Origin of the sequence: Ottowia sp., from assembly GCF_046348305.1 — a bacterium.
In the GTDB taxonomy this organism is placed as follows: domain Bacteria; phylum Pseudomonadota; class Gammaproteobacteria; order Burkholderiales; family Burkholderiaceae_C; genus Ottowia.
Genome location: NZ_JAXMEM010000004.1, coordinates 96,710 through 117,550, shown reverse-complemented (window position 1 = coordinate 117,550; position 20,841 = coordinate 96,710). Strand labels below are relative to the sequence as shown.

The window sequence follows — 20,841 nt, the reverse complement described above, 5'->3', positions numbered from 1 at the left end:
CGCTTGAAAGACGGGCGCCAGCGGTCGACTTGGCTTTGATTTCTGGGCCTTGCGGTTACGCCAGATCGACCTTGAGGTAATGCGCCCCCGGCAGCGGGTTGTGGTAGTAGGGCGCAACCTCCTGAAAGCCCAGGTCGGCGTACAGCGCGCGCGCCGACTCCATGTCGTCCAGCGTGTCCAGCAGCACGCAGGCATAGCCGATCTGGACGGCGGCATCCAAAATCGCCTCGCTCAGTTGCCGGCCCAGGCCGAAACCGCGAAACGCCTTGCGCACATACAAGCGCTTCATCTCCGCCGCGCCCGGGTAGTGCGCGTCGTCCAGCGGGCGCAGCGCGCAGCAGCCCGCCAGTTCGCCGTCCACCCAGGCCAGCAGCAGGGTGCCGCGCGGTGCGGCGTAGTCACCGGGCAGGGCGGCCAGTTCGGCGTCGAAGCCCTGAAAGCACAGATCGACGCCCAGTTGCTCGGCGTATTCCTGAAACAGCGCGCGCGCGCCCTGCATGTGCTGCGGCGTGTGGGCCGCGGCGATTTCAACGAGAGGAGCGGACGGCATGGCAAATCGAGGGGGCGAAGGCGAGCGATGATCGAAGGGGACTTTCAGCCGAACGAGGCAGCGCCGCCCCAGCGCACCACGGCGTAGACCCCTGCGGCCGACAGCGCCAGCAGCACCAGCGCAAACGCGCGCGTGCCCGCGGTGTCGCGGGACGCGGCTGCGGCCTGCGTCATGGCCTTGTCTCCGCTGATCATCGGACGCACCAGCGCGTGGCCGCGCCACGCATAGGCGATGATCGCCAGCACGTGCAAGGCCACCAGCGCCAGCACCAGGATCTGCCCCGGCCCGGTGTGGTAGTGGCTGGCCAGCTTGACCAGCGCCTCGGACGCGCGCGCCGCCAGCGGGCCGGCATAGGCGATTTCGTCGTCGGCCAGCAGGCCCGTGCCCACCTGCATTGACAGCACCGCCAGCATGGCCAGCACCGACAGCGCGCCCAACGGGTTGTGGCCGACTTGCGCGTCGATCGGTGTGTGCCCTTTCAGATAGGCACGCAGGCGCGCCGGCGTGGGCACAAAGCTGGCAAAACGCGACCAGCGTCCACCCACCACACCCCATGCCAGCCGAAACAGCAGCAGCGCAAACACCCCGTAGCCCAGCCGCAAGTGCAGGTTCATGGCATTGCCGCCGATCTTGGCCGACACCACCAGGGCGACGACCGCCAGGGCCAGCAGCCAATGAAACAGACGGGTGGGCAAATCCCAGACGCGAATGCTCTGCATTTCTTCACACGGTTTGGACCAAAGATTGCCGCGCTTCCAGTATGCTGCGGCAGCCAGTCGTGGCCAGTTTAAGCCACATCCGCTTTGTCCCAACCCGTTGGAGGCCTCTTCAGATGAATACCCCCGCCGTCTTGCTCTTGGCCGTGTCGGCCGCCGCTTTCACCCTGCCGGCTTCGGCCCAGTTTGCCAAGCCCGAGGACGCGATCAAGTTTCGCCAGAGCGCGCTCACCGTGATGGGCACCTATTTTTCCCGCCTGGGTGCCATGGCCAATGGCAAGGCGCCCTATGACGCCGCCGCCGCGGCGGCCGATGCCGAGATCGTGGCCATGGTCTCGCACCTGCCCTGGCAGGCCTTTGCCCCGGGCACCGACAAGGGCCGCGAGACGGCCGCGCGCCCCGAGATCTGGCAGGAGCAGGCCAAGTTCAAGGAGCGCGCCGAGAAGATGCAGGCCACCGTGGCGCAAACCCTGCTGCCCGCCGCCAAGAGCGGCAGCCTGGATCAGCTCAAGGCCGCTTTCGGCCCCACGGCGCAAAGCTGCAAGGCCTGCCACGACGATTTCCGCCGCAAGTAAGCTGGCCGGGACGAAAAAAAGGGCGCTCGATGAAGCGCCCTTTTTTGTCGCAAGGCGTTTCAGGCCGCCAGCAACTTCTCGATCAGCTTGTGCAGCTCGGCAAAATCGGGCGCGCCGACGTATTTCTTGACGATCTGGCCCTGCTTGTCGACGACGTAGGTGGTGGGCGTGAGCTGCACGTCGCCCCAGGCCTTGGCCACCGCGCCGGTGTTGTCGATGGCGACCTTGAAGGGCAGCTTGCGCGTCTGCGCGAAGTTGACGACGTAGCTGGGCGGGTCGTAGGACATGGCCACGGCGATGGTGTCGTAGCCCTTGTCCTTGTACTTGTCGTAGGTCGAAATCACCTGCGGCATCTCGCCCACGCAGGTGGTGCAGCTGGTGGCCCAGAAGTTGACCAGGGTGACCTTGCCCTTCAGTTGCTGCGTGGTCTGGCTGGAGCCGTCCAGCAGCACGAAGGTGGACAGGGGCGCAGCGTCGTCGCCGCAGCCCGCCAGGGCGGCCGTCGCCACGGCCAATGCGGCCAAGGCGCTGCGGCGGGTGGGTTTGAAGGGTTTCACGGACAGCATTTTAGGGCGATGGGGGCAAACCCGCTGGTCGCGGACAGGGCCCATTCGAGCCCGCCGGCGCGGCAAAGTTCAGGCCAGATCCAGCAGCAGGCGGGTCATTTCGTCTTGCCGCGTGATCATGGGGTCGTGCCCGGTGGCCATCGTCACGATGCGGCAGCCGGGCAGCCAGGCGCCGTCCCAGAATTTGGCGTCTCGCACGCGCGGGCGGATGGCATCGATGGTGCCCAGCGCCGGCGCGGTGCAGTCGATGAAGGTGCGCGGCACGCGGGCCACGCGCGCGGGGTCGAAGTCGAGCGGGGCCTCGTAGGTGTGGCCGGGGTGCGGCGTCTGGCGGCGCTTGACCCATCCGTAGTCGTTGTCCGCCAGACCGAACACCGCCGGGTCGGGCGGCGGAAAGCTGAACTCGGGCGTGGCGGCGGCGGCTTGCAGGCGTGCCTGGCGCGTGGCGCGGCCGTGCGTGCTGCTCCAGCTCTCGCCCGGCCGGGGCACCACGGCGTCCACGTAGACCAGGTGCCTGAGCGCGCCCGCCGGTTCGCGGTCGGCCACGGCCGTGCCCAGCATGCCGGCATACGAGTGCACGACCAGGATGCAGTCGCGCATTTCCTCGGCGGCCAGCGCCTGGCGCACGTCGGCAATGTGCGTCTCCAGCGTGATGGCGGCGGACAGCAGGTGGGCGCGCTCGCCCAGCCCCGTCAGCGTGACGGCGTGGGCGTTGTGGCCGGCGCGGATCAGCGCGTGCTGCACCGGCCGCCAGTACCAGGCGCCACCCCAAGCGCCGTGCACGAGCAGGTAGTTGGCCATGGCGTGCTGTGCTTGGATTTGTCAGTCAAATTCGCCGCTGTCGCCCGTGCAACAAGCGCAAGCAGCTATCAAAATAGTAGTTTTTTCAGATGACGCCTTGCTCGCGCAACGCCGCGATGCGCGCCGCGTCCCAGCCCAGCAATTCGCCCAGGACCTGATCCGTGTGCTGGCCCAGCAGCGGCGGCGGATGGTCGTGGCGCACGGGGGTCTGGCTCAGCTTGATGGGACTGGCCACCAGCCGCAAGTCGGCCTTGATCGGGTGCGCCCAGTGGTCCACCATGGCACGCGCCTGCACCTGCGGGTCGGCAAACACCTCGTCCAGCTTGTTGATGGCGCCGCAGGGCACCTGCGCGGCCTCCAGCGCGGCCAGCCAGTCGGCCTTGGCGCGCGTCTTCATCACGGGCTCGAGTTCGGGCACCAGGGCTGCGCGGTGCAGCACGCGATCGCGGTTCTTGGCGTAGCGCTCGTCCTGCGCCAGATCGGGGCGCCCGGCGACCTGGCAGAACTTGGCGAACTGCCCGTCGTTGCCCACGGCCAGGATGATGAAGTCCTTGCCGCCGTCGGCTGCGGGCGCGACCTCGAACACCTGGTAGGGCACGATGTTCTGGTGCGCGTTGCCCATGCGGCCCGGCACCTTGTCGCTCACCAGGTAGTTGGCGCCCAGGTTGGCCAGCATGGCCACCTGGCTGTCCAAAAGCGCCATGTCCACGTGTTGGCCCTGCCCGGTGCGCTCGGCGTGGCGCAGTGCGGCCAGAATGCCCACGGTGGCATACATGCCGGTGAACAGGTCGGACACGGCCACGCCCACCTTCTGCGGGCCGCCGCCCAGGTCGTCGCGCTCGCCGGTCACGCTCATCAGTCCGCCCAGGCCCTGGATGATGTAGTCGTAGCCCGCGCGCGGCGCATATGGCCCGCTCTGGCCAAAGCCCGTCAGGCTGCAATACACCAGGCGCGGGTTGATGGCGGACAAGGCGGCGTAGTCCAGCCCGTAGCGCGCCATGTCGCCGACCTTGAAGTTCTCGATGAACACATCGCAGTGGGTCGCCAATTCGCGGATCAGCTGCTGCCCGTCGGGGCGGGCGATATCGCAGGTCAGCGAGCGCTTGTTGCGGTTGGCGCCCAGGTAGTAGGCCGCTTCCTGCGACTCGCGACCGTCGTCGCCCACCAGAAAGGGCGGGCCCCAGCTGCGCGTGTCGTCGCCCGTGCCGGGGCGCTCGATCTTGATCACGTCGGCGCCCAGATCGGCCAGCGTCTGGGTGCACCAAGGGCCCGCCAGCACGCGGGAGAGGTCGAGGACGCGGATGCCGTCGAGGGAGTTCATGCGGTGCATTATCGAGCAATCGCCGGCTGCTTTCAGCCTGCCCTTGCCCGCCCATAATCGCCCGCATGATGATGCTGCGCATGGCCCTGGCGGCCTTCTCGCTGACGGCACTGCTGGCCTGCAGCCCGGCGCTGAACTGGCGCGAGGTGGCGCTGGCCGGCTCCAGTGCACACGCCCTGTTGCCGTGCAAGGCCGACCGCACCACGCGCAGCGTCCCGCTGGGTGGCGCGCCGACCGATCTGGCCGTGGCGGGTTGCGACGCCGCTGGCGCCACCTTTGCCGTGATGACCGCCACCGTGCCCGCGGGCGAGGCGCCCGACGCCGTGCTGGCCGGCTGGCAGCAGGCCACGCTGGCCAACATGCAGGCCGACGGGGCCAGCGTGCAGCGCAGCGACTATCGCCCCGCCGGCGGGTTGCCCCTGCCGCATGCGCAACGCGTCGTGGCCCAGGGTCGGCGCGGCGACGGCCGGCCGGTGGCAGCGCAGGCGGTGTGGAGCGCGCACGCCGCGCCCGGCGGCGGCACCGAGCTGCTGCACGCCGTGGTGTATGCCGATCGGCCGCAACCGGTGGCAGCGCAGGCGTTTTTCGACGCTCTGGGGTGGTAGTGCACGGCGGTGCGCGCGGGCATTGATAATCCGGGCCGTATGAGCAACGCCGTTCTCCTGATCGCCCATGCTCCGCTGGCGCAAGCGCTGCGCGATGCCGCGCTGCACGTGCTGGCCGACTGCGCACCGGACCTGCTGGCGGTGGACGTGCAGGCCAGCGCCCCGCCCGAGGTCAGCCAGGCCGCCGCCCAGGCCGCGTTGGCGCGTTGCGACGACAAGTCCGGTGTGCTGATCCTGGCCGACGTGCTGGGCGCCACGCCCTGCAACGTGGCGCAGCGCCTGCTGACGGACGAGCGCATGCGGCTGCTGGCCGGCGTCAACCTGCCGATGCTGCTGCGTGCGCTCACCTACCGCGCCGAGCCCCTGCCCGTGATGGCCGAGCGGGCGTTGGCCGGCGGCGCGCAAGGCGTGGTGGCCGTGGCCGCGCCATCCGATAGCGGAAAGCCGAAAACACCATGATCCAGACGGAAGCCACCATCTCCAACAAGCTGGGCCTGCACGCCCGCGCCTCGGCCAAGCTCACCAAGCTGGCCGCCGCCTACCCCTGTGAGGTGTGGATGAGCCGGGGCGAGCGGCGCATCAACGCCAAGAGCATCATGGGCGTGATGATGCTGGCCGCGGGCATTGGCAGCTCGGTGACGGTTGAAACCGATGGCCCGCAGGAGCAGGAGGCGATGGATGCGTTGCTGGCGCTCATCAACGACAAGTTCGGGGAAGGCGAATGAATGTGGACCACCCCCAGTCTCCACTCGCTGCGCGATGTTTCGCCCACCCCCTTGTATCTTTGCAACTGCAGTCCTCGTTCAGTTGTCGTCAGTGCGCCAAACCTGCCTCCCCCTGGAGCCTTGAGTTCGACCTTGAGCAATCGGTCAACGCATTGACATCTTTCATCCAACCACGTAGCCCGAACAGTTGCCGATCATGAACATGCATGCACAAGGTGGGGTAGTGAGTGGCGTCGGTCGAGCCAACGCCGGTATTGATGTGTCCAAACTGCATCTCGATGCATGCGTGGGCGATCAGCATCGGCGCGTGCCCAACGACGCCGACGGGTGGCAGGAGCTGATCAATCAGTTCAAGAGCACCGATGTTGATTTGGTGGTCATCGAGGCCACTGGTGGCTACGAGCGTGAACTGGTGTGGGCGCTGCAACGTGCCGGCATTGCGGTCGCGCGTGTCAATCCGCGTCAGAGCCACGACTTCGCCAAGTCGATGGGTGAGTTGGCCAAGACCGACAAGGTCGATGCCCGCATCCTGCGCGACTTTGCCGACGTGTTGGCGCGCCACAAGGATCGAGCCAAATACATCACGCCTATGGAGGATGTCCGGCGCCAGGAGTTGGCAGTGCTGATGACACGGCGTCGGCAGCTCATCGAGATGCGAGTGGCTGAAGGCCACCGCTTGGAGCAGGCCAGCGCACGCGCCGCGCGCAGCATCAAAGCCGTCCTCGGGATGCTGGACAAGCAGATCGCGGCCATTGATGCGGACGCCGACTCGCACCTGGATCGACACTTCAAGCAGCAGCGCGCGTTGCTCGACAGTGTCAAGGGCGTCGGTCCGGTGGCGATTCTCACCCTGAGCGCGGCGCTGCCCGAATTGGGCCGGCTCAAGCGACGCCAGATCGCCAAGCTGGTGGGTGTGGCTCCCCTGGCCAATGATTCGGGCGAGCGCAGTGGCAAGCGTCGTATCTGGGGTGGGCGCGCCGAGGTGCGGGCCGTGGTGTACATGGCCGCGCTCTCAGCCATTCGCTACAACCCCGTGTTCAAGGTCTTCTATGAGCGTTTGCTACAAGCGGGCAAACCCAAGAAAGTGGCCATCGTCGCTTGCATGCGCAAGCTCTTGACGATTCTCAACGCCATGCTCAGAGATAAAACCGCCTGGGATCTGTCCAAGCATGAAAATTTCATTCAACAGACTTGACTTGAGAACACAGTTGCTCAAGGGGGCATCGCCCCTGGCCGGGGAGACCCCGGCCACGGCGATCACGGGCGTGGCCTGCTTCGCGGCCTTTGGCGTCCTTGGGTTTCATCCGCGGCGGGTCGTGCGCAGCGCCATGGACAACTGAGATGAAACACCCCCAGTCTTCACTCGCTGCGCGATGTTTCGCCCACCCCCTCGAGGGGGCATCGCCTCTGGCCGGGGGGACCCCGGCCACGGCGATCACGGGCGTGGCCTGCTTCGCGGCCTTTGGCGTCCTTGGGTTTCATCCGCTGCGGGTGGCGTGCAGCGCCATGGACAACTGAGATGACGCCATGACCTTCGCCGTCCACGGCCTGCCGGTTGCGCGTGGCATCGCGATTGGGCGCGCGGTGCTGGTGGCGTCCAGTCGGGTGGAGGTGGTGCACGACTTCATCGAGCCCGAGCAGGTGCTGGCCGAGCTGGCGCGCCTGCGCACCGCGCGCGACGCGGTGGTGTCCGAGCTGCAGCGCATGCAGCGCGAGCTGCCCAAGGATGCGCCGCCCGAACTGGGCGCCCTGCTGGACGTGCACCTGCTGCTGCTGCAAGACGAGACTATCGGCGCCGGCGTGCGCCAGTGGATCGTGGAGCGCCACTACAACGCCGAATGGGCACTGGTGACGCAGCTGGAAGTGCTGGCGCGCCAGTTCGACGAAATGCAGGACGAGTACCTGCGCGAGCGCAAGGCCGACCTGGAGCAGGTGGTCGAACGCGTGCTGCGGCGCCTCAAGGGCGTGCCGCCGCTGAATGCCATCGCCGCGCCGCGCGCCGCCCGCGCCGAAGGCGAGTCGCTGGTGCTGGTGGCGCATGACCTGTCGCCCGCCGACATGCTGCAATTCAAGAAGAGCGTGTTTGCCGGCTTCGTCACCGACGTGGGCGGCAAGACCAGCCACACCGCCATCGTGGCGCGCAGCATGGACATACCGGCCGTGGTGGGCGCGCGCGCGGCCAGCGACCTGGTGCGCCAGGACGACTGGGTCATCATCGACGGCGATGCCGGGGTGATGATCGTCGATCCCACGCCCATCATCCGCGACGAATACGCCTACAAGCAGCGTCAGGGCGAGCTCGAGCGCAGCCGCCTGGCGCGGCTCGCGCACACCCCCGCCGTCACGCTGGATGGCGAGCGCGTCGAGCTGCTGGCCAACATCGAGCAACCGGGCGATACCCAGGCCGCGCTGGCCGCGGGCGCCGTGGGCGTGGGCCTGTTTCGCAGCGAATTTCTGTTCATGGGCCGGCACGGCAAGCTGCCCGACGAGGAAGAGCAATACCAGGCCTATCGCCAGGCCGCCGAGGCCATGCATGGCATGCCGGTCACCATCCGCACCATCGACATCGGCGCCGACAAGCCGCTGGACGACCGGCGCGAAAGCACGCACCTGAACCCGGCCCTGGGCCTGCGCGCCATTCGCTGGAGCCTGTCCGAGCCGGCCATGTTCCTGACCCAGCTGCGTGCGCTGTTGCGCGCCGCCGCGCACGGGCAGGTGCACATCCTGATTCCGATGCTGGCGCACGCCAGCGAGATTCGCCAGACGCTGGAGTTGCTGGCGCAGGCGCGTGCGCAGATCGATGCGCGCGGCCAGGTGCATGGCGCGGTCAAGATCGGCGCCATGATCGAGGTGCCGGCGGCGGCGTTGACGGTCAAGATGTTTCTGCGCCATTTCGACTTTCTGTCCATCGGCACCAACGACTTGACGCAGTACACCCTGGCCATCGATCGCGCCGACGACTCCGTGGCCCACCTGTTCGATCCGCTGCACCCGGCGGTGCTGCAACTGGTGGCCGGCACCATTGCCGCGGCGCGCGCGCAGGGCAAGGGCGTGACGGTGTGCGGCGAAATGGCGGGCGACCCGCAGATGACGCGCCTGCTGCTGGGCCTGGGCCTGCGCAGCTTCTCCATGCACCCCTCGCAGATCCTCACCGTCAAGCAGGAGCTGCTGCGCGCCGACGCCGGCCAGCTGGCGCCCTGGGCGCAGGCCGTGCTGGCCAGCGACGAGCCGGCGGCGCTGCTGACGCCGCACGATCCGTGAAGGCGCTTCAGCGCGAGCGCGTGCCGATCACAGCGGCGCCCAGAATGAGTGCGGTGGCCCCGGCGATGGACAGGCTCAGCGGCCGTCCCGTGCTCCACAGCAGCAGCAAGGTGGACAGCAGCGGCGTCAGATAGCTCAGCACCCCGATGTGGCGCGCATCGCCCAGCTTCAGCGCCCTGTCCCACAAGAAGAATGCCCCGCCCAGGGGCCCCAGGCCCAGCGCCGCGATCAGTGCCACGTCGCGCGCCGACAGGCTCGTCGCCGGCTCCAGCAGCACGTGGCAAACCAGCGCCAGCAAGCCCGACACCAACCCGAACGTGCCGATGGCGGCAGTCGGAAAATTGCGCCCCGTCAGCGCCAGGCGCTTGGTCAGCAGCGAATAGCTGGACCAGATGAAGGCCGCCCCGGCCGCGCAGGCAAAACCCAGCGCCACGTTGCCCGGCGCTGCGCTGTCGCCGCCGGGCCCCACAATGGCCAACGCCGCGCCCGCAAAGCCCGCCAGCGCTGCGCCCACGTGCGCCGCCGTCAGGCGCACGCCGGGCAGGATCAGCGGCGCCATCAGCACGATGCCCAGCGGCCACAGGTAGTTCACCAGGTTGGCCTCGACGGCCGGGGCCTGCCCCAGCGCCGTGAACAGCAGAAAGTGGTAGCCGAACAACCCGTACACGCCCACGGCCAGCGTCGGCCAGGGCACCGCCAGGCGGCGCAGGTCAAAACGCACCAGCGGCAGCGCGATCAGGCTGCCGGCCAGCAGGCCCAGGCCGGTCAGCAAAAACGGGGGCACGTGGCGCAGTGCCGCGCCCAGCGCGGCCAGCGAGGCCCACAGCGCGATGGTGGCCAGCGCCAGCCAGTTGGCCGCGCGGGCGGAATGTTGAGGGGGCATGAAGCAAAAAGCCGGAAACCGTGACTTCCTGCATCTTACGGGCGGGCCAACCCGGGGAGCTTCCCTGATTGCCGGCCGCCGCGCCGCGCCGCATCATGCGCACAGCCTGCCGCACCCCGCACAGGCTTGTTGCCAACGATCTCACAAGGACCGCATCCATGAAACGCCCCGTCTTGCTGGCCGCCGCCGCGCTGGCCTGCACCGTCACCCTGCCCGCCTACGCCGCCGATACCCTGGGCACGGTGGCCGCCAACAACAAGATCACCTTTGCGTACCGCGACTCGTCGGTGCCCTTCAGCTACCTGGCCGGGGCCGACAAGCCGATCGGCTTTGGCGTGGACATCTCCAACGCCGTGCTGGCCGCCGTCAAGAAGGAGCTGGGCAAGAACGACATCCAGGTCGGCTGGCAGTCGGTCACCTCGGCCAACCGCATTCCGCTGCTGGTCAACGGCACGATCGATCTGGAGTGCGGCTCGACCACCAACAACAGCGCGCGCGGCAAGGAGGTCAGCTTTGCCACCAACTACTTCTACACCGGCACGCGGCTGATGGTCAGAAAAAGCTCGGGCATCCAGAACTGGGCCGAGCTGAAGGGCAAGAAGGTGGCCATCACCACCGGCACCACCAACATGCAGGTGGTGCGCCGCTACAACGACGAGAAGAACCTGAACCTGGAGATCATCGGCACCAAGGACCATGCCGACGCCGCCATGCTGGTGGAGACCGGCCGCGCCGACGCCTTTGCCATGGACGACATCCTGCTGTTCGGCCTGAAGGCCAACGCCAAGGATCCGGCGGCGCTGGACGTGGTGGGCGAGTCGCTGCAGGTCGAGCCCTACGCCTGCATGGTGCGCAAGGACGACCCCAAGTTCAAGGCCTTGGTCGACGGCGTGATCAACGGCATGATGAAGACGGGCGAGTTCACCAAGCTCTACAACAAGTGGTTCATGGAGCCCATCCCGCCGCGCAACCAGGCCATCGGGCTGCCGATGAGCCAGGAGCTGCAAGACAACATCAAGGCGCCGTCGGACAAGCCGGCGACATAGGCCAGGCCCAAGTCCCGCTTGCTGCGCCCGGTGCTCGCCGGATCGGATTCGCCCCTGATTTCTGAGCGCGCCGCGGATGGGGCGCTACACCGCCAGCAGGCGCTGCAATTGCCCGGCCAGTTCGCGCGCCGCCTCATCCCAGGCGGCCGCCACGCCGAGGCTTCGCAGGTCCACCGTGCGCAGGCCGGGGTAGCCGCAGGGGTTGATGCGCTCGAAGGCTGTCAGATCCATGGCCACGTTCAGGGCCAGGCCATGGTAGGTGTGGTGCCGGGTGACCTTGATGCCCAGCGCCGCGATCTTGCCCAGGCCGGTGAAGTCCGGCGGCGGCGCGGGCGTGCCGGGTGGGCGCTGCTGCGGCCGTTGCGCGAGCACGGCGTGGCTGAAGGGATCGTCCAGCCGCACGTAGATCCCGGGCGCGCCGCTCACGCGGTGCCCCACCACGCCCCACCGCGCCAGTGCGCGGATGGCCGCTTCTTCCAGCCGATACACGTATTCCTTGACGAAGATGCCGCGGCGCTGCAAGTCGATCAGCGGGTAGGCCACCACCTGTCCGGGCCCGTGGTAGGTCACCTGTCCGCCGCGGTCGGTGGCGACGACCGGGATCTCGCCAGGGGCCAGCACGTGCTCGGGCCGCCCCGCCAGGCCCAGCGTGAATACCGGTGGGTGCTCGCAAATCCATAGCTCCTCGCGCAATGTCGCCGACGGCTGGCGCGCGAAATCCTTCATGGCCTGGAAGGTGGGGGCGTACTCCACCCGGCCGAGCCATTGAATCTGCATGTTAAGTTTCTCGGTGACTCATGGCGCTGCGTGTCATCAGCTGGTGATGAAACCCAAAGAGCCGAACGGCCGCGGAGCAGGCCACGCCGGTGATCGCCGTGGCCGGGGTCTCCCCGGCAACTGGCGATGCCCCCTGCAAGGGGGTGGGCGAAACATCGCGCAGCGAGTGCAGACTGGGGGTGTGCATGATCACAGAACCCAGCGCGCCATTGGATGCGTGGACAGCGCGCGGTACAGCTCGTCGAGCTGTGCGCGGCTGGTGGCCAGCACGGTGATCGTCACGCCCAGGTATTTGCCGCCGCCGCTTTCGCGCAGCTCGATGGTCGTGGCGTCGAATGTGGGGTCGAACTGCCGCGCGATGTGGGTGATGGCATGCACGAAGCCATCCTCGTTGACGCCGACCACCTTGATGGGGAACGGGGTCGGGTACTCGATCAGGTCGTCGCGGCGCGCGCCGCTGGGCATGGCATCGGTCATGGCGTGAACAAGGCGTCCTTGGCGCGCTGGTAGCCTGCGTAGAGCTTCTCGTAGATCGGACCCGGGCGGCCATGGCCCACCGGGCGGCCATCCAGCGTGGTGACGGGCAGCACTTCCTTGGTGGCCGAGGACAGCAGCAGCTCATCGGCCGCTGACACCTCGGCCTGGGCGATGCGGCGCAACTCGAAGCCGATGCCCTGCTCGCGGCACAGCGCCTCGATGGCGCCGTAGCGGATGCCTTCCAGCACCAGGTGGTCCCGCGGCGGTCCGCAGACGACGCCGTCCTTGACCACCCACACGTTGCTGGACGCCGCCTCGCTCAGAAAACCGTCGCGGAACATCACGGTCTCCAGCGCGCCCGCGTCAAAACTGATCTGGCGCGCCATCACGGCGCCCAGCAGGCTGATGGACTTGATGTGCGCCTTCTTCCAGCGGAAGTCTTCCGCGGTGACGCAGGCCACGCCCTGAGCGCGCAGCGTCGGCGCAATGGGCTTGAGCGGCAGGCAGGTGGCAAACACCGTGGGCGTCAGGCCTTCGATCATGTGGTGTTCGCGCAACGCCACGCCGCGGGTCACCTGAAAATAGTAGAACCAGTCGTTGTTCGTGGCGTGCTCGGGGTGCGCGGCAATCAGGTCGAGCGCGATGCGCCGCCATTCATCGGGCGTGTGCGGGTTGGGGATGCGCACCTCGCGCAGGCTGCGATCCAGCCGCGCCATGTGCTGCTCGAAGCGAAACGGCTGCGGCGCGTGGCCCGGCTTGCCATAGACGGCGATGCCCTCGTACACCCCGTCGCCAAAGATGAAGCCGCGATCCAGCGGGCTGATGCGCGCGGCGTCCAGCGTGGTGACTTCGCCGTTCAGGTGACAGGGCAGGGCGGGCAAGGAGGCAGGCATGGTAAAGGGGGCGAGATGCAGTGGGGGCAGCCCGCATTCTGATCCAGCCGCAGGCGCTGCGTTTGCGCGCCACTGGATTGGGCTGCGGGTTACCACGTATAATTTCATGGCTTTGCAGCACGTTGGCTGAGAGAGTAACCGCGGCGTCAGGTGGCATGAAGAAAATCACACCCCAGTCGGCGCCCGGTGTCTCGGGTTGGGCCGATTCCGAGGTGGGCGAGGACTTGCCCACGCCGCTTTCGGCCGAGCAGGCGCGCCGCTGGCGCACGCAACATCCGCAAGTGTCGGTGGGGCGGGCGCTGGTGATGCAGGGGCTGACCGGCATGGTCGTCGCTGCTTCGGCTTGGTTGTTGACCGGTCGGGTGGAGGTGGCTTGGTCGGCGGCCTATGGCGCGCTGACCGGGATCATCCCGGCGGCGGTGGCGGCCAAGGGCACGCGGCGTTGGGCAGCGCCCGGGTTTCCCCCGGGGGCGGCACTGGCCGGTTTGCTGCTGTGGGAGGGAGTCAAGCTGGCCTTGACCGTGGGAATGCTGATGGCGGCCCCGCGATTTTTGGGAGCATTGAGCTGGCCAGCGCTGCTGATCGGCTTGGTGCTGACGATCAAGATGTACTGGGTCGGCCTGTTGTGGGCCCGGCCCAAAAAGTCCGCACACGGACAGGCGCACGAAGAGTAAACACCGATGGCTGCTGAAAACGCTGTTGCATCCGCCGCTGAGCACGGGCCCACTGCGGGCGAATACGTCGTCCACCACCTGCACTTCTGGCAGAACAAGGCGTCCAACGCCGTGGTCGACTTCTCGGTCATTCATTACGACACGGTGCTGTTTTCGGTGCTGCTGGCGGCCCTGACCTTTCTGCTGCTGTGGGCGGCCGCGCGCAAGGCCAGCGCCGGCGTACCGGGGCGCTTCCAGGCGGCGGTCGAGATGCTGGTGGAGTTTGTCGACAACGAGGCCAAGGGCATCGTCAAGAACGCCGAAAGCCGCAAGTTCGTGGCGCCGCTGGGCCTGGCCGTCTTCGTGTGGGTCACCTTGATGAACACCATGGACTTGCTGCCGGTGGATCTGATTCCCTCGATCTGGGCCAAGCTCGTCGGCGCCGCCGGCCATGACCCGGCGCACGCCTACATGCGTGTGCTGCCCACGGCCGACGTGTCGGGCGCCATGGGGCTGTCGGTGGCGGTGCTGCTGATCTGCCTGTACTACAACGTCAAGATCAAGGGCATGGGCGGCTGGGCGCACGAGTTGGTCACGGCGCCGTTCGGCACCAGCAAGAATCCGGTCATGGCGGTACTGCTGGGCATCGTCAACTTCGCGATGCAGATCATCGAATTTGCCTCCAAGACCCTCTCGCACGGCCTGCGACTGTTCGGCAACATGTATGCCGGCGAACTGATCTTCATGCTGATCGCGCTGATGGGCGGCGCCTTCGCCCTCACGGGCACCGGCATCGGCCTGGCCATCGGCCACATCATCGCAGGCCTGGCCTGGGCCATCTTCCACATCCTGATCATCATCCTGCAGGCCTTCATCTTCATGATGCTGGCTCTGGTGTACATCGGCCAGGCACACGATCACCACTGATCGGCGATTTCGTTTTCCCTTTCGTTTTCATCCTCAACTCAACCAACCACGTCCCTTAGGAGTCATCATGGAAGTTATCAGCTTTGTCGCTCTGGCCGCCGGCCTGATCATTGGCCTGGGCGCTGTCGGCGCTTGTATCGGCATCGGCCTCATGGGCAGCAAGTTCCTCGAATCGGCCGCACGCCAGCCCGAGCTGATGGGCGAATTGCAAACCAAGATGTTCCTGCTGGTCGGCCTGATCGACGCGGCCTTCATCATCGGCGTGGGTATCGCCCTGTGGTTCGCCACGGCCAACCCGTTCCTGGGTCAGCTCGCCCAGATCGCCAAGTAAGTTCCGGGTCGGGTTGGGATGAGGCCCGCGCCTTCACGGGCGCGGGCATCCCGCGAATGAGTCTTGCGGCCCCAGCGCCGCTGCAATCCAAGGAACCACCGTGAGCATCACCGGTACCCTCATCATCCAGATCATCGTGTTTCTGCTCCTGGTGGCGTTCACGATGAAGTTTGTGTGGCCGCCGATCGCCAACGCGCTCGACGAGCGCGCGCAAAAGGTCGCCGACGGCCTGGCCGCCGCCGACAAGGCCCGCACCGAGCTGGACGCCGCCAACAAGCGCGTCGAGGCGCAGCTGGCCGAGTCCCGCAGCGAAAACGCCCAGCGCCTGGCCGATGCCGAGCGCCGCGCGCAAGCCATCATCGAAGAGGCCAAGGCCCGTGCCAACGACGAAGGCGCCAAGATCATCGCCGCCGCCCGGGCCGAGGCCCAGCAGCAGACGGTGCAGGCGCGCGAAGCGCTGCGCGACGAAGTGGCCAAGCTGGCCGTGCGGGGCGCCGAGCAAATCCTGCGCAAGGAAGTCAACCCTGCCGTGCACGCCGATCTGCTCAATCGCCTGAAAACCGAGCTCTGAGCCACGAGGACACCCAGATGGCCGAACTTGCCACCATCGCCCGGCCCTACGCCGAAGCGCTGTTCGAAACCTGCCGTGGCGACGCCGCCGGCACGCAAAGCTGGCTCGACACCATTGCGGCCGCCGCGCAAACGCCCCAGCTGCTGCAATTTGCCGCCAACCCCAAGGTGGGCGCGGCCGAGGTCTTCAAGCTGGTCACCTCGGTGCTGCCGCAGGCCCTGTCCGAGCGCGGTGCCAACTTCCTGCGCACCGTGATCGACAACGGTCGCCTGGCGGCGCTGCCCGAGGTGGCCGCGCAGTTTCGCGAACTGGCCAATGCGCAAAGCGGACGTTCGGACGCGCAGATCTACAGCGCGTTTCCGATCGATGGCGGCGAGCTGGCGCAACTCAAGACCGTGCTCGAAAAGCGCTTCGGCCGTCAGCTCGAGACCCAGGTGCACGTCGATCCCGAGCTGATCGGCGGCGTGCGCGTGGTCGTGGGCGACGAGGTGCTGGACACCTCCGTGCGCGCGCGCCTGCAACAAATGAAAGCGGCCCTCACCGCCTGACGCCTTGCGCATCGGCACGAGAGTCCTCGATAACCATCTAGCTTTGTAAGGAAAGAGTCATGCAACTCAATCCCACCGAAATTTCCGAACTGATCAAGAGCCGCATCGAGGGCCTGGGCGTCAGCGCCGACGTGCGCAACCAGGGCACCGTGGTGTCCGTGACCGACGGCATCGTGCGCATCCACGGCTTGTCCGATGCGATGCAGGGCGAAATGCTGGAGTTTCCGGCCACCGCCGACGGCCAGCCCACCTTCGGCCTGGCGCTGAACCTCGAGCGCGACTCCGTCGGCGCCGTGATCCTGGGTGAGTACGAGCACATTTCCGAAGGCGACACGGTCAAGTGCACAGGCCGCATTCTCGAGGTGCCCGTCGGTCCCGAGCTGATCGGCCGCGTGGTCAACGCGCTGGGCCAGCCCATCGACGGCAAGGGCCCCATCAACGCCAAGATGACCGACGTGATCGAGAAGGTCGCGCCGGGCGTGATCGCGCGTCAGTCGGTCAGCCAGCCGGTGCAGACCGGCCTCAAGTCGATCGACTCGATGGTGCCCATCGGTCGCGGCCAGCGCGAGCTGATCATCGGCGATCGCCAGACCGGCAAGACCGCGGTGGCGATCGACACGATCATCAACCAGAAGGGTCAGAACATGACCTGCGTGTACGTCGCCATCGGCCAGAAGGCGTCGTCCATCAAGAACGTGGTGCGTGCGCTGGAGCAGGCCGGTGCCATGGCCTACACCATCGTGGTGGCCGCATCGGCTGCCGAATCGGCCGCCATGCAGTACGTGGCCGCGTATTCGGGCTGCACCATGGGCGAATACTTCCGTGATCGCGGCGAGGATGCGCTGATCATTTATGACGACCTGTCCAAGCAGGCCGTGGCCTATCGCCAGGTCTCGCTGCTGCTGCGCCGCCCGCCGGGCCGCGAAGCCTATCCCGGCGACGTGTTCTATCTGCACAGCCGCCTGCTGGAGCGCGCTGCGCGCGTCAACGCCGACTACGTCGAGGCCTTCACCAAGGGCGAGGTCAAGGGCAAGACCGGCTCGCTGACCGCGTTGCCCATCATCGAGACGCAGGCCGGCGACGTGTCCGCCTTCGTGCCGACCAACGTGATCTCGATCACCGACGGCCAGATCTTCCTGGAGACCAGCCTGTTCAACGCCGGTATCCGCCCCGCCATCAACGCCGGTATCTCGGTGTCGCGCGTGGGTTCGGCGGCGCAGACCGACCTGATCAAAAAGCTGTCGGGCGGCATCCGTACCGACCTGGCGCAATACCGCGAACTGGCCGCGTTTGCGCAGTTTGCGTCTGACCTGGACGAGGCCACGCGCAAGCAGCTGGATCGCGGCGCGCGCGTGACCGAGCTGCTCAAGCAGCCGCAATACAGCCCGCTGCCCATCAGCCTGATGGCCGCCTCGCTGTTTGCCGCCAACCAGGGCTACATGGACAGCCTGGAGATCAAGCAGGTGCTGCCGTTTGAATCGGGCCTGCACGCCCACCTGAAGGACAAGCACGCCGCGCTCTTGCAGCGCATGGAAGGCGGCAAGGCGCTGGACAAGGACAAGGAAGCCCAGGCCGAGCTCACCGCCGCCATCGAGGCGTTCAAGAAGTCCTTCGCCTGATCGGCCGCACAAGGAGCATCCGCCATGGCAGTCGGCAAGGAAATTCGCGGCAAGATCAAATCGGTGGAGAACACCAAGAAGATCACCAAGGCGATGGAAATGGTCGCCGCGAGCAAGATGCGCAAGGCGCAGGATCGCATGCGCGCGGCGCGTCCTTACGCCGAGAAGGTGCGCAACGTCGCCACCCACCTGGGCGAGGCCAACCCCGAGTACGTGCATCCCTACATGAAGGCCAACGACGTCAAGCGCGCCGGCCTGATCGTGGTGACCACGGACAAGGGCCTGTGCGGCGGCATGAACACCAACGTGTTGCGTCTGGTCACCACCAAGCTCAAGGAGCTGCAGGCCAGCGGCGTCGCGATCGACGCGGTGGCCATCGGCAACAAGGGCTTGGGCTTTCTCTCGCGCATCGGTGCGCGCGTGGTGGCTCAAACCACGCAACTGGGCGATACGCCGCACCTGGACAAGCTGATCGGGCCCGTCAAGACGCTGCTCGACCTCTACGCCAAGGGCGAGCTCAGCACCGTCTACATCGCCTACACCCGCTTCATCAATACCATGAAGCAGGACTCGGTGGTCGAGCAACTGTTGCCCCTGTCCGCCGAGACCATGCAGCAGCAGACGCGCGACAGTGGCGCCGACCACGCTTGGGACTACATCTATGAGCCCGACGCGCCGTCGGTCATCGACGAGTTGCTCAAGCGCTACGTCGAGGCCCTGGTGTATCAGGCCGTGGCCGAGAACATGGCGTCCGAGCAGTCGGCGCGCATGGTGGCCATGAAGGCCGCCACCGACAACGCCGGCAACGTGATCGACGAGCTGAAGCTGATCTACAACAAGACCCGCCAGGCGGCGATCACCAAAGAACTGTCCGAGATCGTCGCCGGCGCCGCCGCCGTCTAAATCCCGTCTGACCCCCGTCAACACGAATCACATCATTTGGAGCACCACATGGCTCAAATTCAAGGAAAAATCGTTCAGTGCATCGGCGCCGTGGTCGACGTCGAATTCCCGCGCGAGCACATGCCAAAGGTCTATGACGCCCTCAAGATGGACGGCTCGACCCTGACGCTGGAAGTGCAGCAGCAGCTGGGCGACGGCATCGTGCGCACCATCGCGCTGGGCTCCTCCGACGGCCTGCGCCGCGGCATGATGGTGGTCAACACCAACCATCCGATTACCGTGCCCGTGGGCCCGGCCACGCTGGGCCGCATCATGGACGTGCTGGGCAACCCCATTGACGAGCGCGGCCCGGTCGACCAGAAGCAAACCGCCGCGATCCACCGCAAGCCCCCGGCCTATGACGAACTTTCGCCCTCGCAGGAGCTGCTGGAGACCGGCATCAAGGTGATCGACCTGATCTGCCCGTTTGCCAAGGGCGGCAAGGTGGGCCTGTTCGGCGGCGCCGGCGTGGGCAAGACCGTGAACATGATGGAACTCATCAACAACATCGCCAAGGCGCACAGCGGCTTGTCGGTGTTTGCCGGCGTGGGCGAGCGCACCCGCGAGGGCAACGACTTCTATCACGAGATGAGCGACTCCAAGGTCGTCGTGCAAGAAGACCTGAGCCAATCCAAGGTGGCCATGGTCTACGGCCAGATGAACGAGCCGCCGGGCAACCGCCTGCGCGTGGCGCTGACGGGCCTGACCATTGCCGAGTCCTTCCGCGACGAAGGCAAGGACGTGCTGTTCTTCGTGGACAACATCTACCGCTACACCCTGGCCGGCACCGAGGTGTCCGCCCTGCTGGGCCGCATGCCTTCTGCCGTGGGCTACCAGCCGACGCTGGCCGAGGAAATGGGCCGCCTGCAAGAGCGCATCACCTCCACCAAAGTCGGCTCGATCACCTCCATCCAGGCCGTGTACGTGCCTGCCGATGACTTGACCGACCCCTCGCCCGCCACCACGTTTGCCCACCTGGACTCCACCGTGGTGCTCTCGCGCGACATTGCCTCGCTGGGCATCTACCCCGCCGTGGACCCGCTGGACTCCACCAGCCGCCAGCTCGACCCGCACGTGGTTGGCGAGGAGCACTACACCGTCGCCCGCGCCGTGCAGGGCACGCTGCAGCGCTACAAGGAGCTGCGCGACATCATCGCCATTCTGGGCATGGACGAACTGGCCCCCGAGGACAAGCTGGCCGTGGCGCGCGCGCGCAAGATTCAGCGTTTCCTGTCTCAGCCCTTCCACGTGGCCGAAGTGTTCACCGGCTCGCCCGGCAAGTACGTGCCGCTGAAGGACACCATCCATGGCTTCAAGATGATCGTGAACGGCGAGTGCGACCACCTGCCCGAGCAGGCCTTCTACATGGTCGGCACCATCGAAGAGGCCATGGAAAAGGCGAAGAAAGTCGCTTGAGCGGCGCATACGGGCGACCCGCGTCGTTGCCTTGCTCGCCGTACGCTTGTACGGCTGTGCGTGGCGCCTAGCGGCTCATCTCGTCTGCTTGCTCAACCGGCTTTCTTCAGACTGGAGCAAACCAAATGGCCAATACCATTCATGTCGATGTCGTCAGCGCCGAGGAGTCGATCTTCTCGGGCGAGGCGACGTTTGTCTCGCTGCCCGGCGAGGCGGGTGAACTGGGCGTGTATCCGCGCCACACGCCGCTGATCACGCGCATCAAGCCCGGCTCGGTGCGCATCCAGAAGGCCGGCGGCGGCGAGGAATTCGTCTTCGTGGCCGGCGGCATCCTCGAGGTGCAGCCCCACGTGGTCACCGTGCTGTCCGACACCGCCATCCGCGGCAAGGACCTGGACGACGAGCGCGCCAACGCCGCCAAGAAGGCTGCCGAAGAGGCGCTGCGCAACGCCAAGAGCGAGATCGACGTGGCGCGCGCCACCTCGGAGTTGGCCATCCTGGCGGCCGAGCTGGCGGCCCTGCGCAAATACCGCGAGCGCCCCAAGCACTGAGCAAGCGAAGCTCGCAAGCGTGAAAACCCACCGCAAGGTGGGTTTTTTCATGCGCCCGACGGTTTCCTTTTCCTGGGGCGGTCTCCA

General features: G+C 66.9%; 25 protein-coding genes and 1 pseudogene. 17 read left to right on the top strand and 9 right to left on the bottom strand.

The genetic code is table 11. The annotated features are described in order from the left end of the window. Positions 1-55: 55 nt before the first annotated feature. Positions 56-499 (bottom strand): GNAT family N-acetyltransferase, encoded by a 444-nt coding sequence (locus U1F38_RS04720; protein ID WP_409986145.1) that lies wholly within the window; start codon positions 497-499, stop codon positions 56-58. Between the two features lie 95 nt (positions 500-594). After that, positions 595-1,269 (bottom strand): cytochrome b/b6 domain-containing protein, encoded by a 675-nt coding sequence (locus U1F38_RS04715; RefSeq protein WP_409985904.1) that lies wholly within the window; start codon positions 1,267-1,269, stop codon positions 595-597. 113 nt (positions 1,270-1,382) lie between these two features. Here U1F38_RS04715 and U1F38_RS04710 point away from each other — a divergent pair, with 113 nt between their 5' ends. Then, positions 1,383-1,841 carry a c-type cytochrome gene (locus U1F38_RS04710; RefSeq protein ID WP_409985903.1) on the top strand — a complete coding sequence of 153 codons (459 nt, stop codon included), beginning with the start codon at positions 1,383-1,385 and terminating at the stop codon, positions 1,839-1,841. 59 nt (positions 1,842-1,900) lie between these two features. Here U1F38_RS04710 and U1F38_RS04705 read toward each other — a convergent pair whose 3' ends face one another. The 3 genes from U1F38_RS04705 to U1F38_RS04695 all read right to left on the bottom strand — a co-directional run bounded on the left by U1F38_RS04705 (position 1,901) and on the right by U1F38_RS04695 (position 4,529). Beyond that, positions 1,901-2,365 carry a TlpA disulfide reductase family protein gene (locus tag U1F38_RS04705; protein WP_409986144.1) on the bottom strand — a complete coding sequence of 155 codons (465 nt, stop codon included), beginning with the start codon at positions 2,363-2,365 and terminating at the stop codon, positions 1,901-1,903. A 111-nt stretch (positions 2,366-2,476) separates the two neighbouring features. Then, entirely contained in the window at positions 2,477-3,208 is a 732-nt protein-coding gene (locus U1F38_RS04700; protein ID WP_409985902.1) for an alpha/beta fold hydrolase, read from the bottom strand. An 85-nt stretch (positions 3,209-3,293) separates the two neighbouring features. Further along, on the bottom strand, positions 3,294-4,529 hold the full coding sequence (locus U1F38_RS04695; protein ID WP_409985901.1) for a CaiB/BaiF CoA transferase family protein: 1,236 nt from the start codon (positions 4,527-4,529) through the stop codon (positions 3,294-3,296). Between the two features lie 65 nt (positions 4,530-4,594). Between U1F38_RS04695 and U1F38_RS04690 the strand changes: the two genes are divergently transcribed. The 6 genes and pseudogenes from U1F38_RS04690 (at position 4,595) to ptsP (ending at position 9,120) form a co-directional block, all read left to right on the top strand. Then, a complete protein-coding gene (locus tag U1F38_RS04690) occupies positions 4,595-5,134 on the top strand; it encodes a hypothetical protein (RefSeq protein WP_409985900.1) in 540 nt (179 codons plus the stop codon). Between the two features lie 39 nt (positions 5,135-5,173). Continuing rightward, positions 5,174-5,618 (top strand): annotated as a pseudogene (locus tag U1F38_RS04685) (PTS sugar transporter subunit IIA); the annotation flags it as partial. Beyond that, the gene (locus U1F38_RS04680) at positions 5,590-5,859 is read left to right on the top strand and encodes an HPr family phosphocarrier protein (RefSeq protein ID WP_409985899.1); all 270 of its coding nucleotides are present in this window, start codon (positions 5,590-5,592) and stop codon (positions 5,857-5,859) included. The pseudogene U1F38_RS04685 and the gene U1F38_RS04680, both read left to right, overlap by 29 nt. A 223-nt stretch (positions 5,860-6,082) precedes the next feature. Next, positions 6,083-7,054 (top strand): IS110 family transposase, encoded by a 972-nt coding sequence (locus tag U1F38_RS04675; RefSeq protein WP_409985785.1) that lies wholly within the window; start codon positions 6,083-6,085, stop codon positions 7,052-7,054. Position 7,055: 1 nt separating this feature from the next. Then, the gene (locus U1F38_RS04670; protein ID WP_409985898.1) at positions 7,056-7,199 is read left to right on the top strand and encodes a hypothetical protein; all 144 of its coding nucleotides are present in this window, start codon (positions 7,056-7,058) and stop codon (positions 7,197-7,199) included. Positions 7,200-7,386: 187 nt separating this feature from the next. Then, positions 7,387-9,120: a phosphoenolpyruvate--protein phosphotransferase gene (ptsP, locus tag U1F38_RS04665; protein ID WP_409985897.1), complete on the top strand. Its 1,734-nt coding sequence runs from the start codon at positions 7,387-7,389 to the stop codon at positions 9,118-9,120. 7 nt (positions 9,121-9,127) lie between these two features. Here ptsP and U1F38_RS04660 read toward each other — a convergent pair whose 3' ends face one another. Beyond that, complete coding sequence (locus tag U1F38_RS04660; RefSeq protein ID WP_409985896.1) at positions 9,128-10,003, bottom strand: EamA family transporter; 876 nt, start codon at positions 10,001-10,003, stop codon at positions 9,128-9,130. A gap of 158 nt (positions 10,004-10,161) precedes the next feature. On the opposite strand from U1F38_RS04660, the gene U1F38_RS04655 reads away from it, so the two are divergent. Next, on the top strand, positions 10,162-11,049 hold the full coding sequence (locus U1F38_RS04655) for an amino acid ABC transporter substrate-binding protein (RefSeq protein ID WP_409985895.1): 888 nt from the start codon (positions 10,162-10,164) through the stop codon (positions 11,047-11,049). 84 nt (positions 11,050-11,133) lie between these two features. On the opposite strand, the gene lipB is transcribed toward U1F38_RS04655, so the two are convergent. The 3 genes from lipB to U1F38_RS04640 form a co-directional block, all read right to left on the bottom strand. Continuing rightward, a complete protein-coding gene (lipB, locus tag U1F38_RS04650; RefSeq protein WP_409985894.1) occupies positions 11,134-11,826 on the bottom strand; it encodes a lipoyl(octanoyl) transferase LipB in 693 nt (230 codons plus the stop codon). Positions 11,827-12,015: 189 nt separating this feature from the next. Further along, positions 12,016-12,303: a YbeD family protein gene (locus U1F38_RS04645; protein WP_409985893.1), complete on the bottom strand. Its 288-nt coding sequence runs from the start codon at positions 12,301-12,303 to the stop codon at positions 12,016-12,018. Continuing rightward, positions 12,300-13,196 carry an aminotransferase class IV gene (locus tag U1F38_RS04640; protein WP_409985892.1) on the bottom strand — a complete coding sequence of 299 codons (897 nt, stop codon included), beginning with the start codon at positions 13,194-13,196 and terminating at the stop codon, positions 12,300-12,302. The genes U1F38_RS04645 and U1F38_RS04640 overlap by 4 nt, the downstream gene beginning before the upstream one ends. A gap of 155 nt (positions 13,197-13,351) precedes the next feature. Here U1F38_RS04640 and U1F38_RS04635 point away from each other — a divergent pair, with 155 nt between their 5' ends. From U1F38_RS04635 to U1F38_RS04595, 9 genes are all read left to right on the top strand, one after another. Then, positions 13,352-13,870, top strand: coding sequence for an ATP synthase subunit I (locus tag U1F38_RS04635; RefSeq protein ID WP_409985891.1), 519 nt, complete (start codon positions 13,352-13,354; stop codon positions 13,868-13,870). 6 nt (positions 13,871-13,876) lie between these two features. Then, positions 13,877-14,776, top strand: coding sequence for a F0F1 ATP synthase subunit A (atpB, locus tag U1F38_RS04630; RefSeq protein ID WP_409985890.1), 900 nt, complete (start codon positions 13,877-13,879; stop codon positions 14,774-14,776). A gap of 67 nt (positions 14,777-14,843) precedes the next feature. Then, entirely contained in the window at positions 14,844-15,107 is a 264-nt protein-coding gene (atpE, locus tag U1F38_RS04625) for a F0F1 ATP synthase subunit C (RefSeq protein ID WP_377479387.1), read from the top strand. Positions 15,108-15,207: 100 nt separating this feature from the next. Next, entirely contained in the window at positions 15,208-15,678 is a 471-nt protein-coding gene (locus U1F38_RS04620; protein ID WP_409985889.1) for a F0F1 ATP synthase subunit B, read from the top strand. Positions 15,679-15,695: 17 nt separating this feature from the next. Further along, a complete protein-coding gene (locus U1F38_RS04615; protein WP_409985888.1) occupies positions 15,696-16,226 on the top strand; it encodes a F0F1 ATP synthase subunit delta in 531 nt (176 codons plus the stop codon). A 59-nt stretch (positions 16,227-16,285) separates the two neighbouring features. Then, positions 16,286-17,845: a F0F1 ATP synthase subunit alpha gene (gene atpA, locus U1F38_RS04610; RefSeq protein WP_409985887.1), complete on the top strand. Its 1,560-nt coding sequence runs from the start codon at positions 16,286-16,288 to the stop codon at positions 17,843-17,845. 24 nt (positions 17,846-17,869) lie between these two features. After that, the gene (atpG, locus tag U1F38_RS04605; RefSeq protein ID WP_409985886.1) at positions 17,870-18,748 is read left to right on the top strand and encodes a F0F1 ATP synthase subunit gamma; all 879 of its coding nucleotides are present in this window, start codon (positions 17,870-17,872) and stop codon (positions 18,746-18,748) included. A gap of 48 nt (positions 18,749-18,796) precedes the next feature. After that, on the top strand, positions 18,797-20,203 hold the full coding sequence (atpD, locus tag U1F38_RS04600) for a F0F1 ATP synthase subunit beta (RefSeq protein ID WP_409985885.1): 1,407 nt from the start codon (positions 18,797-18,799) through the stop codon (positions 20,201-20,203). A 125-nt stretch (positions 20,204-20,328) separates the two neighbouring features. Next, positions 20,329-20,754: a F0F1 ATP synthase subunit epsilon gene (locus tag U1F38_RS04595; RefSeq protein ID WP_409985884.1), complete on the top strand. Its 426-nt coding sequence runs from the start codon at positions 20,329-20,331 to the stop codon at positions 20,752-20,754. Positions 20,755-20,841 lie beyond the last annotated feature (87 nt).